The organism is Megasphaera intestinihominis (genome assembly GCF_040096415.1).
GTDB lineage: Bacteria > Bacillota > Negativicutes > Veillonellales > Megasphaeraceae > Megasphaera > Megasphaera intestinihominis.
Genome location: NZ_JBBMEU010000020.1, coordinates 1 through 16,340, shown reverse-complemented (window position 1 = coordinate 16,340; position 16,340 = coordinate 1). Strand labels below are relative to the sequence as shown.

13 protein-coding genes are annotated in these 16,340 nt (G+C 56.2%); 11 read left to right on the top strand and 2 right to left on the bottom strand.

The genetic code is table 11. The features are described 5' to 3' along the window. Nucleotides 1–356: 356 nt before the first annotated feature. Both WMO23_RS04700 and WMO23_RS04695 read right to left on the bottom strand, forming a co-directional pair. Entirely contained in the window at nucleotides 357–566 is a 210-nt protein-coding gene (locus WMO23_RS04700; protein ID WP_292105457.1) for a DUF1858 domain-containing protein, read from the bottom strand. An 82-nt stretch (nucleotides 567–648) separates the two neighbouring features. Then, a complete protein-coding gene (locus tag WMO23_RS04695) occupies nucleotides 649–1,968 on the bottom strand; it encodes a purple acid phosphatase family protein (protein WP_292105460.1) in 1,320 nt (439 codons plus the stop codon). A gap of 413 nt (nucleotides 1,969–2,381) precedes the next feature. Between WMO23_RS04695 and trpS the strand changes: the two genes are divergently transcribed. The 11 genes from trpS (at nucleotide 2,382) to WMO23_RS04640 (ending at nucleotide 15,795) form a co-directional block, all read left to right on the top strand. Further along, a complete protein-coding gene (gene trpS, locus WMO23_RS04690) occupies nucleotides 2,382–3,368 on the top strand; it encodes a tryptophan--tRNA ligase (RefSeq protein WP_296819462.1) in 987 nt (328 codons plus the stop codon). A gap of 187 nt (nucleotides 3,369–3,555) precedes the next feature. After that, on the top strand, nucleotides 3,556–5,040 hold the full coding sequence (locus WMO23_RS04685) for an APC family permease (RefSeq protein ID WP_296819465.1): 1,485 nt from the start codon (nucleotides 3,556–3,558) through the stop codon (nucleotides 5,038–5,040). A gap of 247 nt (nucleotides 5,041–5,287) precedes the next feature. Continuing rightward, entirely contained in the window at nucleotides 5,288–6,508 is a 1,221-nt protein-coding gene (locus WMO23_RS04680; RefSeq protein WP_020311001.1) for an aspartate aminotransferase family protein, read from the top strand. An 86-nt stretch (nucleotides 6,509–6,594) separates the two neighbouring features. Further along, entirely contained in the window at nucleotides 6,595–7,188 is a 594-nt protein-coding gene (locus WMO23_RS04675) for a cytidylate kinase-like family protein (RefSeq protein WP_292105519.1), read from the top strand. Between the two features lie 13 nt (nucleotides 7,189–7,201). Beyond that, nucleotides 7,202–9,784 (top strand): amino acid permease, encoded by a 2,583-nt coding sequence (locus WMO23_RS04670; RefSeq protein WP_296819470.1) that lies wholly within the window; start codon nucleotides 7,202–7,204, stop codon nucleotides 9,782–9,784. 322 nt (nucleotides 9,785–10,106) lie between these two features. Beyond that, nucleotides 10,107–10,508, top strand: a complete 402-nt coding sequence (locus WMO23_RS04665; protein ID WP_020311004.1) for a hypothetical protein — start codon at nucleotides 10,107–10,109, stop codon at nucleotides 10,506–10,508. Between the two features lie 14 nt (nucleotides 10,509–10,522). After that, nucleotides 10,523–11,833, top strand: coding sequence for an NfeD family protein (locus WMO23_RS04660; protein ID WP_292107982.1), 1,311 nt, complete (start codon nucleotides 10,523–10,525; stop codon nucleotides 11,831–11,833). Nucleotides 11,834–11,847: 14 nt separating this feature from the next. Continuing rightward, nucleotides 11,848–12,897, top strand: a complete 1,050-nt coding sequence (floA, locus tag WMO23_RS04655; protein WP_292107984.1) for a flotillin-like protein FloA — start codon at nucleotides 11,848–11,850, stop codon at nucleotides 12,895–12,897. 9 nt (nucleotides 12,898–12,906) lie between these two features. Continuing rightward, a complete protein-coding gene (locus WMO23_RS04650) occupies nucleotides 12,907–13,305 on the top strand; it encodes a hypothetical protein (protein WP_292107986.1) in 399 nt (132 codons plus the stop codon). A 9-nt stretch (nucleotides 13,306–13,314) separates the two neighbouring features. Further along, nucleotides 13,315–14,052 carry an alpha/beta fold hydrolase gene (locus WMO23_RS04645; RefSeq protein WP_292107988.1) on the top strand — a complete coding sequence of 246 codons (738 nt, stop codon included), beginning with the start codon at nucleotides 13,315–13,317 and terminating at the stop codon, nucleotides 14,050–14,052. Between the two features lie 255 nt (nucleotides 14,053–14,307). Continuing rightward, nucleotides 14,308–15,795 carry an amino acid permease gene (locus tag WMO23_RS04640; RefSeq protein ID WP_292108375.1) on the top strand — a complete coding sequence of 496 codons (1,488 nt, stop codon included), beginning with the start codon at nucleotides 14,308–14,310 and terminating at the stop codon, nucleotides 15,793–15,795. The last annotated feature ends 545 nt before the right edge of the window (nucleotides 15,796–16,340 follow it).

Below are 16,340 nucleotides of genomic sequence, written 5' to 3'. Positions count from 1 at the left end.
CCCGCCACGGATTATAATGAATAATGCAGTCCGCCGGCCGCAAAAGGACCCTCGCATGACGGTATTCGTCATCATGCGAGGGTCCTTTTCTTGGTCAAAAGCAACCTCTCAGACCGCCTTCGGCGGCCAGCTCCCCTATAAGGGGAGCCGCTAGCCACGGGCCACTAACCACTAAAAAAGGGCCTGTCGCACGAAGGTTTCTGCCATCGTGCGAGGGTCCTTTTTCTTGGTCAAAAACAACCTCTCAGGCCGCTTTCGGCGGCCAGCTCCCCTATGAGGGGAGCCACGAGCCACGAACCACTAACCACGAGCCACTAAAAAAGCGTTGTCCGTCAGGACAACGCTTTTTTCCACCCTTATTTTCCGCTAGCAGCGATGCAGTCATTGAGGTCAGCAATGAGTGCGTCGACGTCGATGCCGTGGGCACCAGCGCCCTGGCCGATGGTTTCAAAGTGAGCAGCCATGCAGCCAATGCAGCCGAGGCCGTACTGCTGGAAGATTTCAATGATCTGCGGATATTTCTGAACGGCTTCAATGATACCCGTGTCTTTTGTAATCTGTGCCATTATTTTTATTCCTCCTTGTCAATTCGTATCCGTACCGTTTTGAAGGAACTTCCGGATTGCATCTATTATATCATACTTTTTTTCATTTGTGCGAGGAAATACTTTTTTCCTCCAAGAGTTGGCCGTCGGGCAGGAAGCTGCGGAAGGTCAGGCTGTCGTCCGTCGCTTCCAGGGTCATGTAATTGTCCGTTTCCGGCTGGGGTGCGACGTATTCGTCGAGGCTGTGCTGTTTCCACAATCCCGGATACTGGACGTTGCCGGCGACGCCGGTGATGAGGTACAGCGGGCCCGATTCATCGCGCTGGAAGTTCCTGATATGGCCCCGGTCGCGGTAGGTGTGGAGATGGGCCGAGAGGACGGCATCGACGCCGTACTGGTCGAAGAGGGGCATCCACAGCCGGCCTTCGGGCGAGAAGCCTTCTTCTCGGGGCTGGGGCCGGTTGGCGAAGCCGTACTGGAGCGGGTCCTTGTGCATGAGGACGATTTTCCATTTCTTCGTCGTCTTGGCCATGTCTTCCTTGAACCAGGCCACTTCGTCTTCGTCGAGGCTGGGCTCGAAGTCAGCCAGTTCCTGGGACTGCGTGTTGAGGACGACGAAGTGGACGTCACCGTAGTCGAAGGAGTAGAACTGGTTCTGGTATTTTTCCCTGTCGATACGAGGCAGGGCGAAGAGGTGCAGGTAGGCTTCGGGCATGCGGACTTTCCAGTCCTTGTCATACGTTTCGTGGTTGCCCAGGAGGGGGACGACGGGGATGCGGGCGATCATGTCGCCGACGACGTCGAACCAGGCGTTCCACTGGTAATGGTCCTGGCCGTTGTCGACGAGGTCGCCCATGTTGATGAAGAACTGGGCGTCCTGGTTGCGCTGCCAGGCAGGTTGGGCCGTGGCGGCCCAGACGCTGTAGTCGCTGGACTGGGAATCCGGGAAGATGAGGGCCTTGAAGTCATGGCCCTGGGCCGTATGGAAGGACTGCCAGTCACTGCGTTTGTCGCCGGCACCGACGCGGTATTCATAGGCCGTACCCGGTTTTAGATCGCTGACGGCCGCCGTGTGGATGTACGTCGTCACGCCATCGTCGCTGAAGGCGTCACTGGAAGCGGGGAGCTGCATGAGGGAATCGTCGTCGCCGGCTTGGCGGTATTCGACGACAGGATTCTCTTCGGCGTAGTCCGACTGCCACATGAAGGTCCGCGACGTCGTGCTGTCGGCTGTGATGACCTGGCGGATGTTCGAGGCATCGACGGCATCCGTCGACAGGTAGTGGGCCGCCGCGGCTTTGGTGGCCTTGACGCCCTGTCTGGCGACGGTCTTCGTACCCGGCAGCCAGGTATAGGCACTGACGGCGGCGATGACGGCAGCGGCCAGGGAAAAGGCGATGATTTTTTTATATTTGGCTTTCATAGAATTCCTCCTGTTTTTTTTGATATAAGTCATTATAAGACATGGAGTCAACTCCAAGTCAAGCAAAAAAGAAAAACTTGACAAGGCCTTCGCTTCGATATAAGATAGATGCATCAAAAGTGATAGAGAACGTCCATGAACGGGAGCAAGTACCGTCATGATACCCTTGACAGCGAGCCGGTGGCAGTGGAAGTCCGGCGAAGAGGCCATGAGCGGGAATGGGCCCGGGAGATGCAGGCTGAACGCGAGTAGGTCCTGCCGGAACTTTCACCGTTACCAGGAAAGAATGCATCTACGTGTGCATATGAGCCGGGCAGTTTTGCCAACCAGGGTGGTACCGCGGAAATGACTTTCCTTTCGTCCCTAATGTGAGGGATGGAAGGATTTTTTTATTGAACAGGGAGGAATCCATCATGTCTATTATTTTTTCTGGCATTCAGCCGAGCGGCAATTTGACTTTAGGCAACTATTTAGGCGCACTGCGCAATTTCTCGAAGATCCAGGACGGCAACGAATGTTATTACTGCGTCGTCAACCAGCATGCCATCACGGTCCCTCAGGATCCGCAGCTTTTGCATGAACGTACGCGGAAACTGGCTGCCATCTACCTGGCTTCCGGTCTGGATCCGGAAAAATCGACGCTCTTCGTCCAGTCGGAAGTCCCGGAACACGCACTCCTGGGCTGGATGATGATTACCTTGTCCTATGTCGGCGAATTGGAACGCATGACCCAGTATAAGGACAAGGCTTCCAAACGGGGCGATTCCATCCCGGCCGGCCTGTTGACCTATCCGCCCCTCATGGCTGCGGACATCCTCTTGTACCAGACCAACTTCGTCCCCGTCGGCGACGACCAGAAGCAGCACATGGAAATCACCCGCAACCTGGCCCAGCGCTTCAACCGCTTCTACGGCGAAGTCTTCACCATTCCCGATATCTACCTCGGCCAGGACGGCACGCGCGTCATGAGCCTCCAGGAACCGACCAAGAAGATGAGTAAATCCGACGACAACACGACGGCGACGATTTACCTCCTGGACGAACCGAAAGCCATCGAAAAGAAAATCAAGCGGGCCCAGACGGACAGTGAAAATTCCGTCCACTACGATAAGGAGAACAAGCCGGGCATTTCCAACCTCATTGAAATCTTCTCGGCCCTGACCGACCAGACCCACGAACAGGTCGAAGCGGCCTACGCTGGCAAGGGCTACGGCGCCTTCAAGAAAGACGTGGCCGATGCCATCATTTCGACGCTGGAACCGATCCAGCAGCGTTACCGCCAGCTCGTCGGCGACCCCGAACTGGACGCCATCCTCGACAAGGGTGCTGCCAAGGCACACGCAAAGGCCAGCGTCACTTACGAAAAAGCCGCCAAGGCCATGGGTTTATACCGGAAGTAAAAATTAAAAATATGGCAACACAACTTAATACTTTATTTTAAATATTATATTGACATAATAAAAATAAAGTATTATACTTTACACATCGAAAAAATAAATAAAGCAGAGGCAACGGTGCCATCAGACACTGTGCTTCTGCTTTTTTTTATTTTGTAAAGTCATCTGTGTTATAAAGGGGGAGTGCCATATGGCAGCGAAAAAGTCTAGTTTTGACAAAGTACTCAATGCCTGGGACGTCCTGGTCATCGCCTTCGGGGCAATGATTGGCTGGGCCTGGGTCGTATCGACAGGGGATTGGATCACCGGCGGCGGTGTCCTCGGCGCCATGCTGGGGTTCGCCATCGGCGGCGTCATGATTTTCTTTGTCGGCCTTACTTATGCCGAATTGACATCGGCTATGCCGCAGTGCGGCGGCGAACACGTTTTCAGTTATAAGGCCATGGGGCCTGTCGGTTCCTTCATCTGCACGTGGATGATCGTCCTCGGCTATGTCAGCGTCGTCTGTTTTGAAGCCTGCGCCTTGCCGACGATCCTCGTCTACTTGTTCCCGGATTTCCTCATGGGTTACTTGTACACCATCGGCGGCTTCGACATCTATGCGACCTGGCTGGCTGCGGCCGTCATCATCGCTGTCGCCATTACGGCTATCAACATCATCGGTGCCAAGACGGCTGCCCGCCTGCAGACCATCCTGACGGCCATCATCGGCGGCGTCGGCATCGTCTTTGTGGCTGCTTCGGTCCTGACCGGTTCGACGGCCAACCTGGACGGCCAGCTCTTCATGGGCGCTACGACGTCGGAAATGGCCAAGGGTACCCTGGCTATCGCCGTCATGACGCCGTTCTATTTCATCGGCTTCGACGTCATCCCGCAGGCAGCCGAAGAAATTTCCGTATCCTTGCAGAAAATCGGCCGTATCCTGATTTTGTCCATCGTCCTGGCGGTTCTCTTCTATGCCCTCATCATCTTCGGTGTCGGCTATATCCTCAACCAGAGTGAAATAGCCCTGGCTATGAAAGGCGTCGGCAGCCTGGTCACGGCCGATGCCATGGCTGTCGCCTTTGGCAGTTCCATGATGGCCAAAGTCCTCATCATCGGCGGTATCTGCGGCGTCGTCACCAGCTGGAATTCCTTCCTCATCGGTGGCAGCCGTGCCATGTATTCCATGGCTGAATCGTACATGATTCCGCATACTTTTGCTAAATTGCACGACAAATATAAGACACCGGTCAACGCGCTCCTGCTCATCGGCGTCTTGTCCATTGTCGCTCTGTTCTTCGGCCGCAAGATGCTGGTCTGGGTCGTCGATGCCGGCAACTTCGGCTGCTGCATGGCTTACTGCATGGTTTCCATTTCTTTCCTGATCCTGCGCAAGAAGGCGCCGGACATGGTCCGTCCCTATAAGGTACGCCACTATAAATTCGTCGGTGCCATGGCTGTCCTCATGTCGGCCTTCATGGTCGTCATGTACATCGTCCCCGGTTCCGGTGCCGCCCTGGCTCCGCAGGAATGGGGCATGGTAGCCGGCTGGTCCCTGCTGGGCGTCATCTTCGGTGTATACTGCAAGGCCAAATACGGCGAACGCTTCGCTACCCATATCGACGTCGCCATGGATACGGAAGTCAGGGAAGCGGCCCTGCCGTCGAGTGAACTGAAGACGGTCAAATTGTAAATGCCTTCTCAAAGATTGTCTTTAAAATTAGAAAGTTAAAATAACACAGATTTATAAAAATAAAAGAAAATAACATATTGACAAAGAAAGTGTAAAGTATTACACTATATTCAACAAAGAAAATAACGGAGACAAGAGGCAAGGGAGCCTGATGGAACATCAGCTTTCCTTGCCTCTGTTTTTGTTTGGGGAATTCTTTGTTAGTTATCATTTCTTTATAAAATCATCAGTTTAGGGGGAGTTACGAATGAGATTACGCGATGTAGGATTGACCAAAGAAGAAATCAAAGCCAAAGTAGACAAGTACATGATCGAAACGTACGAACGCTTCGACATGATCGCTGAACGCGGCAAGGGCATGTACGTCTACGATGAAAATGGCACGCCGTACCTCGATTTCTACGCTGGTATCGCCGTCAACAGTGCCGGCAGCTGTAACGATAAAGTCGTCCTGGCCGTCATCGACCAGTGCATGGACATCATGCAGACCTTCAACTATCCGTACACGGTCCCGCAGGCCCTGCTGGCTGAAAAAATCTGCACGACCATCGGCATGGACAAGATTTTCTTCCAGAACTCCGGTGCAGAAGCCAACGAAGCCATGATCAAGATGGCCCGTAAATACGGCGTCGAACACTTTGGTCCCAACAAATACGAAATCATTACGGCAAAAGAATCCTTCCACGGCCGTACCTTTGGTTCCATGAGTGCTACGGGCCAGCCGGACAATGCCTGCCAGATCGGTTTCGGCGCCATGACACCGGGCTTCAAATATGCTGAATTCAACAATTTGAAAGCCTTTGAAGACGCCATCACGGAAAACACCATCGGCATCATGGTCGAACCGGTACAGGGTGAAGGCGGTGTCCATCCGGCAACGAAAGAATTCCTCACAGGCCTGCGCAAACTGTGCGATGAAAAAGGCCTGCTCCTCCTCCTGGACGAAGTACAGAGCGGCTGGTGCCGCACCGGTGCTGTCATGTCCTACATGAACTACGGCATCAAACCGGATATCGTTTCCATGGCAAAAGCCCTTGGCGGCGGCATGCCGATTGCAGCCATCTGCGCCCGCGAAGACGTTTCCAAAGCCTTCACCATGGGTTCCCACGGCAGTACCTTCGGCGGCCATCCGGTCTGCTGCGCCGCTGCTTTGGCCGAAGTCAACGAACTGTTGGACAAAGACCTGGCCGGCAATGCCAAGAAGATGGGGGCATACTTCCTGGAACAGGCCCGCGAAAAACTGCCGCATCTGAAGGAAGCCCGCGGTCAGGGCTGCTTCCTGGGGCTTGAATTCGACGACAAGATCAACAGCGTCGACTTGAAGCATAAATGCTTCGACAAACACATGCTGTCGACAGCTATCGGCGAACACGTCCTGCGCCTGGTACCGCCGCTGATCCTCCAGAAGGAACACGTCGACAAGGCCATTGCCATCATCAAGGAATCGGTCGAAGAATTGGCAAAATAAGTACACGTAACTGAGGGGTATGAGAAGGTGTCTGCCAGAATTGAGGGGTTGGCAGGCACCTTTTCTTAAAAAAAGGGGGAAACGAAATGAAACATTTCGTCATCACTATGGGATGTGAATTCGGCAGCGGCGGACCGGAAATCGGCAAGATGCTGGCCAAGTCGCTGGGAATCGAATACTACGACCGGGATCTCGTAGATAAAGTCGTGGAAAAAATCGGCGTAGAAAAACATCTCGTAGAAGAAGCAGATAATAAGAATTTCGTTCCGTACGGCATTGAAACGTCGTTGGGGACGCGCTATGCGAATCTGTCGAATAAAGTCATTTACACGCAGTTCGATGTCATCCGCAAGATGGCCAAAACATCGTGCGTCATCATCGGCCGGTGCAGCGACTACATCCTGAAGGGGCAGGATGATGTCGTCAACGTCTTCGTCTATGCACCGACGGAAGTACGCATCAAGACCATCATGGAAAAGATGAATTTATCCGAACGCCATGCGGCAGAAGTCATCCGGGATTATGACAATGCCCTCCATCGCCGGTATAAATACATCACCGGCACTTATCGCGGCGACCGTCACAACCGCCACCTGCTGGTCGACAGCAGCGTCCTGGGCTGGGAAAAGACGGCGAAATTCATCAAATCCTTCGTCGAAATGTGTTTTGAAGAGACTTGAGGGGGTATGAAAGATGGCTACAAAAAAGTCTGATTTTGATAAAGTCCTGAGTGCCTGGGACGTCCTGGTCATCGCCTTTGGCGCTATGATCGGCTGGGGCTGGGTCGTATCGACAGGCGACTGGATCATGGAAGGCGGCGTCCTCGGCGCTATGCTGGGCTTCGTCATTGGCGGCATCATGGTCTTCTTCGTCGGCCTGACCTATGCCGAACTGACGTCGGCCATGCCGCAGTGCGGTGGCGAACACGTCTTCAGTTATAAGGCCATGGGGCCCATTGGTTCCTTTATTTGTACGTGGATGATCGTCCTCGGCTATGTCAGCGTCGTCTGCTTTGAAGCCTGCGCACTGCCGACGATCGTCGCTTATATTTATCCTGATTTCCTGACGGGTTATATGTATACCGTTGCCGGCTTCGACATTTACGCTTCCTGGCTGGCTGTGGCTATCCTGGTTTCTGTCTTCATTACAGCCATCAACATCGTCGGGACCAAGACGGCTGCCATCTTGCAGACCATCCTGACGGTCATCATCGGCGGCGTCGGTATCCTGCTCATCGCCGCATCGGCCCTGACCGGGACGACGGCCAACCTCGAAGGTCAGCTCTTCATGGGGGCTACGACGACGGATATGGTCAAAGGGACTTTGGCCGTGGCTGTCATGACGCCGTTCTATTTCATCGGCTTCGACGTCATTCCTCAGGCAGCGGAAGAAATTTCCGTATCCTTGCAGAAAATCGGCCGTATCCTGATTTTGTCCATCGTCCTGGCCGTTCTCTTCTATGCCCTCATCATCTTCGGTGTCGGCTATGTCATGAATAATTCGGAAATCGCCGTTGCCATGAAAGGCGTCGGCGGCCTGGTCACGGCCGATGCCATGGCTGTCGCTTTTGGCAGCTCCATCATGGCCAAGGTCCTCATCATCGGCGGCCTCTGCGGTATCATCACCAGCTGGAACTCCTTCCTCATCGGCGGCAGCCGTGCCATGTATTCCATGGCTGAATCGTACATGATTCCGCACGTCTTCGCTAAATTGCACGACAAATATAAGACACCGATCAACGCGCTCCTGCTCATCGGCCTCTTGTCCATCATCGCGCCCTTCTTCGGCAAGAAGATGCTGGTCTGGGTCGTCGATGCCGGTAACTTCGGCTGCTGCGTTGCCTACTGCATGGTCGCCATTTCCTTCGTCATCCTGCGCAAAAAGGCTCCGGAAATGGCCCGTCCCTACAAGGTCAGCCATTATAAACTGGTCGGCGTCATGGCCATCCTCATGTCGGGCTTCATGGTCGTCATGTACATGATCCCCGGCTCCGGCGCTACCCTGGTTCCCCAGGAATGGGGCATGGTCCTGGGCTGGTCCGTCCTGGGCGTCCTCTTCGGCTTCTACTGCAAGGCTAAATACGGCAGTAAATTCGCTACCCACATCGACGTCGCCGTCGATAATGAAGCCGTCGAAGAAGCGGGCGACCTGGCTTTCGGTCAGGCCATGGCCGCTGCCCTGCACGACGTCGAATCCGATGCGCCTGTCACCTATGTATCGCAGCCGCTGAGCTTCTCCTTCTCCATGCCTGTGTCCGTCGTCTTCGGTGCCGGTAAGCGCCATATGGCCGGGGAACTCTTTAGGGCCTATGGGACCAAGGCCCTGGTCGTCACCGATGCCGCTACCAATGGGCGGGACATCGTCAATGAAGTCGAAAAGAGCCTGAAAGAGGCTGGCATTTCCGTATCCCGCTTTGCTCATATTACGGGGAAATCCCTGGATATTACGGCTGATTCGGCAGTCGACGAAATCAAGAAGAACGGCAGCGACTTCATCGTCGCCATCGGCGGCAATACCGTCATGGAAGGGGCCAAGCTGATTGCCAGTGCCGCTGCCCGCACCTTGGGCAGGGGCATGATGCCCTTGAATTTCGTACCGACGACGTATCACGCCGGCGCCTGCTTCGATGCATCCCTGCCCGATGGCAGCCGCGACAACGCCCTGCTGGCCAAGGTCGTCCTGGTCGATCCGGACTGCATGACCGGCATGAGCCAGAAAGACCGGGCTGTCTCCGGCTTCGCCGCCCTGTGCGAATGTATCCGGGCCTATACGGCGCCCGATGCCCAGCCGCTGACTGATGCCATGGCCCTCTATGCCATCGACATCCTGAATGACAAGCTCGTCGGCGTCTGCGGGGAAAACACAGACAAAGGGGCTTGGGAAAAAGTCGTCCTGGCCGGCGTCATCGGCAGCATGGTCAGTGCCGAAACGGGCTGCCAGGTCGCCAAAGACCTGAAACAGGCCGTCGCCAAGACGTCTTTTGCAGCCGATGAAGTCCTCCTGGCCGCCATCGTGCCCGTCGTCGTCGACGCCAAGGCCGGTAAGGATCCCTTCCTCTATGGCAAACTGGCCCGCACCATGGGCGGTTTCACGTCCGATGACTGCGCTGCCCGCCTCTGCTACCTGGCCAAGGCCCTGCACCTCGACCTGCGCATTGCCGACATGGGCGTCCATGAAGACGACATCGCCAACCTGGCCGAAGCCTACATGGGCGAAGAAGCGGCCGAAGCCGTCCGGGAAAAAGCCGCTGCTATGGAAGCCGCATTTGATTCGTGAAAATAGTTTGATATTTGACGAAAGGCTCTCCTCATAGGAGAGCTGGCCGCCAAAGGCGGTCTGAGAGGTTGATTTCTCAGCATTTGTAGTTTTTAGCCCGCCGGATATATGTAAGATACTTGTGAAACCGATTTCGTGAACGGGCGCCCCACGTGGCGCCCCTACAGAAAAAGGCGCTGTCTTCATGGGACAGCGCCTTTTTTTACATATACAAAAGATTTTCTTTTTGCCAGCAGGAGTTTGACAATTCTGTGTAGAATATCTTCTGTGTAGAATATCTTAAGATAAACTAGTTATATAGAGTTGCTTGGAGGTAGTCAATATGACACTCAGTTTATTTTGGTCGCGTTATACGCTGGAACTTCGGGAACAGCATCTGCGCGATGTCGATGAACTTTATCATTATCTCATTGCCCGGGAACGATGGAACTGGTTCCTGGCCAAGATTCCGGAACAGGCCCAGATCCAGATACTCCGCGGCCACAACCATGGCGAAGATTCCTGGACGTGCCGCAAGTGGCTCGACCACATGCTGGACTGGATCAAGGAGAACAAGCCGCCTGCCGTCTATGATGCCGTCATCGACAAGATTCATATGATTGAAGACAAGCCGATTGAAGAACTAGAAAAACAGGCTGCCCGCAACATTTCGCCGGAAGAGTTGGAAAAACTCCAGCGTGCCGGTTATTTTCAATGTATCGAGGCGCCGAACAAAAGTGAATGAAAGCAGGTGAGGGAATGACCTTTCTATTACGCATGATAACAGCTGCTGTCTTATTCTTTTCCCTGGCAGCTGCCGCACCGGCTGCTGTCGTGCAGGCCGATTCCGTCCGCGTCCTGCCTATTTCCGGTGACATCGACGGCAGCCAGGCCGCCTTTATCCAGCGCGGCCTGCGCCAGGCCGCCGAAGAAGGCGATACGGCCGTCGTCATTACCATCAATACCCTGGGCGGCCGCGTCGACAGCGCCTTGAAGATCCGCGACATGCTCATGGCATCCGACGTGCCGACTATTGCCTATGTCACGTCGCGGGCCTGGTCGGCCGGGGCCCTCATCGCCCTGTCGTGCCGCCATATCATCATGGCGTCGGGCAGCAGCATCGGCGCTGCCGAACCGATTCCCAATACGGAGAAGAACATTGCCGCCCTGAAAGCCGAGTTCAGCGCGACGGCGGCCCAGAATGGCCATAATCCCGGCGTCGCCGAAGCCATGGTCGACAAGTCCCAGGGCTATCCCGACTATGCCGAACCGGGGAAGATACTGGCCTTATCCGACGGCCAGGCCAGGGAACTCAACGTGTCCGACGGCTCGGCCGATACGTTGTCCGAAGCCCTGGCCCTGTACAGCTTGGGCGATGCCCGCCTGACCTATGTCGACAAGGACTGGCGTGATGACGCCGTCGGCATCTTGCAGAATCCCTATGTCCGCACGGTCTTCGTCGCCCTGATCATCGCCGCCTTGCTGGCAGAAATCAAGATGGCCGGCATCGGCGCCGGTATTGCTACGGCCTTCGTCTTCGGCGGCCTGCTGCTCCTGTCGGGCAACGAGTCCCTGGCCGACGGCCTGAAAATCGTCGCCGCCTTCCTGGTTAGTCTGCTCTGCATCGGCCTGGAACTGGCGTCGCCTGGCGTCGGCATCTTTGGCCTGGCCGGCGTCGTCCTCTTGTTCGGCAGCCTGTTCTTCATGCTGGGAGCCACGTATGAGGCCGTCTACATCCTGGCCGGCGGGACGGTCCTGGCCATCATATTGTTCTATATCGTCGGCAAGCATTTGCCCAAGAGCCGGCTTTTTGAAAAATTGACCCTCAAGAACCGTTCGACGAAAGAAAAGGGATATACGGCCCAGGCCGATTACAGCAAATATCTCTATGAACGGGGCAAGACCATTACCATTCTGCGTCCGTCCGGGACGATCCGCATCGGCAAAGAGCGCGTCGATGCCACGGCCAACGGCACGTTCATCGGCCGCGACGTCATCGTCCGCGTGGTCAAAGTCGAAGGCAGCCGCGTCGTCGTCGAACCGGAACCGGAACGCCATCCCAAACCCTGAGAAGGAGGTATCTTATGTCTATCGTATCCTTTTTGGCAGTGCCTGTCATCATCATCGTGGCCGCTGTCATCATCGTATCCCTGTTCCTGCACTTCGTGCCCATCGGTTTGTGGATTTCGGCCATGGCCGCCGGCGTATCCGTCGGCATCGTCAACCTCATCGGCATGCGCCTGCGCCGGGTCATCCCGTCGAAGATCATCCTGCCCCTGGTCAAGGCCAACAAGGCCGGCCTCGATGTCAACGTCAACCAGCTGGAAGCCCATTACCTGGCCGGCGGCGACGTCGACCGCGTCGTCGATGCCCTCATTGCCGCCCATCGGGCGACGATGTCCCTGACCTTTGAACGGGCCTGCGCCATCGACCTGGCTGGCCGCGACGTCCTGGAAGCCGTCCAGATGAGCGTCAATCCCAAGGTCATCGAAACGCCGTTCATCTCGGCTGTCGCCCAGAACGGCATCGAACTGAAAGTCCGGGCCCGGGTCACGGTCCGCGCCAACATCGACCGCCTCGTCGGCGGTGCCGGTGAAGCGACGGTCATCGCCCGCGTCGGCGAAGGCATCGTCACCAGTGTCGGCTCGGCACGGGACCATTCGCTGGTCCTGGAAAACCCTGATGAAATCAGTAAGACCGTCCTCAGCAAGGGCCTCGACGCCGGGACGGCCTTTGAAATCTTGTCCATCGATATTGCCGACGTCGACGTAGGCCGCAATATCGGCGCCCGCCTGCAGACGGACCAGGCCGAAGCGGACAAGCAGATCGCCCAGGCCAAGGCCGAAGAACGGCGGGCCATGGCTGTGGCCAAAGAGCAGGAAATGCAGGCCTATACCCAGGAAATGCAGGCCAAAGTCGTCGAAGCCCAGGCCGAAGTCCCGTTGGCTCTGGCCCAGGCCCTGCGCGAAGGCAAGTTAGGCGTCATGGACTATTATAATATGAAGAATATCATGGCCGACACGGACATGCGCGCCGCTGTCGCCCAGGCCGGCGTCCCCAAGACCCAGTCGGTCCCGACGGGGCAGGACAGTCACCACGACGACCGCGGTCCGGCAGGCCATAGTGAAAAGTAGGTGAGCCTTATGGATATGTTATGGCTCATCGTGGCCTTCGCTCTCATGGCGATCCTGCCGGACCTGCTGCGGCGTCGCCGCCGCTATCCCAGGCGGAAAGGGCCGATTCCCGTGCCGCCGCGGCGTAAACCCGCACCGGCCAAGGCGCCGGCTCCGGCTGAAACCGGGGAAGATGCGGCTGGGAACGAGATTTCCGCACAGGAAACGACAGCTCCGGCACAGCCGCCCATCGTGCCGGCTGCCGTGCCGGCCCGTCCGGCTATAGCTCCCGTATCGGTGCCGCACCGCGTCCGGCCCGCGGCCTGGAGCCAGCTGACGCCGCAGGCGCGGGAGCTCTACGCCGGCTTCGTCTGGTCGGAGATATGGCAGGAACCGCTGGCTTACCGCCGGCGATTAATTAAAAAATAGAGAGGATTTATGGAAATGATTCAAGAAAAACAAGTAGGTATCAAGGGTATCCCCGGTCTGGTCATTACGTCCGGTGAAAAAGCGAAAGGCGTCGTTCTGTTCTATCATGGCTGGTCGTCGCAGATAGAATTCCAGGCCGTCCGCGGCCGCATCCTGGCTTCCTATGGCTACGACGTCGTCATTCCCGACGCTGTCAACCATGGCCACCGCGGCACGCTGGACTATGAATCGAAAGTCGTATACCCCGATTTCTGGCAGACCATCTTCCAGAACCTGACGGAAGTGCCGGTCATGCTGGAATATATACAGGAAAACTGGCCCGATACGCCCATCGCCGTCATGGGTCATTCCATGGGCGGCTTCACGGCCTTAGGGGCTGTGAGCCTTTTCAGGGAATTCAAGACGGCTGTCGTCATGAACGGCTCCGGTTGGTGGGATGAATCGGACCGCCGCTTCCGGGCAGCCCTGCACATCGAAAAGCCGCGGGCCTACCGTTTCATACAGATGCAGTTCGCCGCCATGGATCCCTATACGCATATGGACCGCCTCAGCGGCCGGTCCCTCTTGTCCCTCCGCGGCGGTGCCGATGATGTCGTCGACGGGGCTGCCCAGGAACTCTATCTGGAAAAACTGGCCCAGCGCGATGACGTCAAGACCCAGTCCATCGTCTACGATGATCTCGGTCATTTCGTCACGACCAACATGATGGGCGATGCCGTCAACTGGCTCCAGGCAGAACTCCATTAAAGAAAAACTGAGGTTTGCTTAAAAATAATAAGAGGTAAAACCTTTTTCTGTGGAAAATATTAAAATAATTATCGACATACACTTTACAAATTTAAAAATACGAGTATAATGTATGTATAAACAGAAACCGCAAGGGCGCGGAAACGTAAGAATCAGTAATCTTTCTGATAGAAATGATTCGTTTCCACCGTTGCGGTTTTTATATTTTTATTGTTATCATTTATAATCAGGGGATGTATAACAGGAGGGATAGGTATGTCAAAGAATATTTTCCGAACGAAAAGCATCAACCAGCTCCTGTCGGAAACGAAACAGGACGGCGGCATGAACCGCGTCCTGGGGACTTTCGGCCTGACCATGCTGGGCATCGGCTGTATCGTCGGCACAGGGATCTTCGTCCTGACCGGCATTGCCGCCGCCAATTACTCCGGCCCGGCCCTGGTCATTTCCTTCATCATCGCCGCACTGGCCTGCGGCTGTGCTGCACTTTGCTATTCTGAATTCGCCGCCATGATTCCCGTAGCCGGTAGCGCCTATACGTACGGCTACGTAGCCTTAGGCGAATTTTGGGCCTGGGTCATCGGCTGGGATTTGATTTTGGAATACACCCTGGCCTTGAGCGCCGTGTCCATCGGCTGGTCCGGCTATTTCGGCAATATCCTGACCAATCTGGGATTGGCTCTGCCGAAAGAATTCATTACGGCGCCGGAAGAAGGGGGCCTCATCAATCTGCCGGCTATGGCCATCATCTGGATCATCACCTTGATCAACATGAAGGGCATCACCCAGAGCTCCCTGGTCAATGACATCATCGTCGTCATCAAGCTGGCTGTCGTCGGCCTGTTCATCGCCCTCGGCATCAGCCACGTCGAACCGGCCAACTGGACGCCGTTCATGCCTTATGGCTGGTCCGGTGTCTTCACAGGCGCTTCGGTCATCTTCTTTGCTTACATCGGCTTCGACGCCGTCTCGACGGCTGCTGAAGAAGTCAAGAACCCGCAGAAAGATTTGCCTCGGGGCATCATCTTATCGCTCATCATCTGCACGATTCTCTACATTGCCGTATCGGCCATCCTGACCGGCATGGTCCCGTACTTACAGTTCAAGACGACGGCCGCTCCTGTTGCCTATGCACTGCAGCTCGTCGGCTATCATTGGGGTGCCGCTGCCGTCTCCGTCGGCGCTATCTGCGGCCTCACGTCGGTCCTTCTGGTCATGAGCCTCGGCCAGAGCCGTATCCTCTTCGTCATGTCCCGCGACGGCCTGCTGCCGCGCTTCTTCGGTCACATCAATAAGACGACCAAGACGCCGGTCCGCAGCTCCTTGTTGGTCGCCATCGTGTCGTCCATCCTGGCCGGCCTCGTACCTATCGGCATCGTCGCTGAAATGGTCAACATCGGCACGCTGGCAGCCTTCATCATCGTATCGGCATCGGTCATCGTCCTCCGCAAAAAAGCGCCGGACCGCGTTCGCCCGTTCCGCTGCCCCTGCGTACCGCTGGTACCGATCCTGTCGATCCTCTTCTGCGGTATCCTGGTCATCATGCTGCCGACAGTCACGCAGATCCGCTTCATCGTATGGCTGGCCATCGGCCTGGTCATCTACTTCGGCTATGGCTATAAGCACAGCATCATCACCAAAGCCCAGAAAGGCACGCTGAACGCAGCCCCTGCGGCCGCTGCTGATGAAACAGCCAGAGTACCTTCGGTCCACGAAGGCGCTCACTCCACTATTGAACACTGACGCATTCTATATATCGACAGAAAAAGACCCGCCCTCTCCCCTGGCCGGGTCTTTTTCTTGCCGTCAGCTGCCAGCCGCCCGCCCTTTGGGCGTCCCCTACGCACAAGGCCGCCGGCCGTGTGTCTTTTGCGGCCTGCCATCTGCGGACTGCGGCCTGCGCTCATTTCCATCGCCTGCATGCGATTTCGTAGGGGCCGTCCCAAAGGGCGGCCCGCTTCAGGATAGGTGTGGTTTCCCCAGCTAGCCCGCCAGGTACCGACCAGCGGGAGGGGAAGGGGGCCAGAACGGACAGCCGTGGCTGGCGGCCCGCAGGCTTCTTGTTAAAAAGCAACCTCTCAGTCAGCTGCGCTGACAGCTCCCCTAGCAGGGGAGCTGGGCCACGAACCACGAGCCGCGGGCCACGAACCACGAACCACGAGCCACGAGTCCCTAACCCCTAACCCCTAGCCCCTAACCACTAGTCACAAGGCGGGCCGCCTAGCCTCTGCTGTCCGTTCCAGCAACCATCTTGCGCCTTCCGTTGGTCGGCACCCGATGGGCTGGAA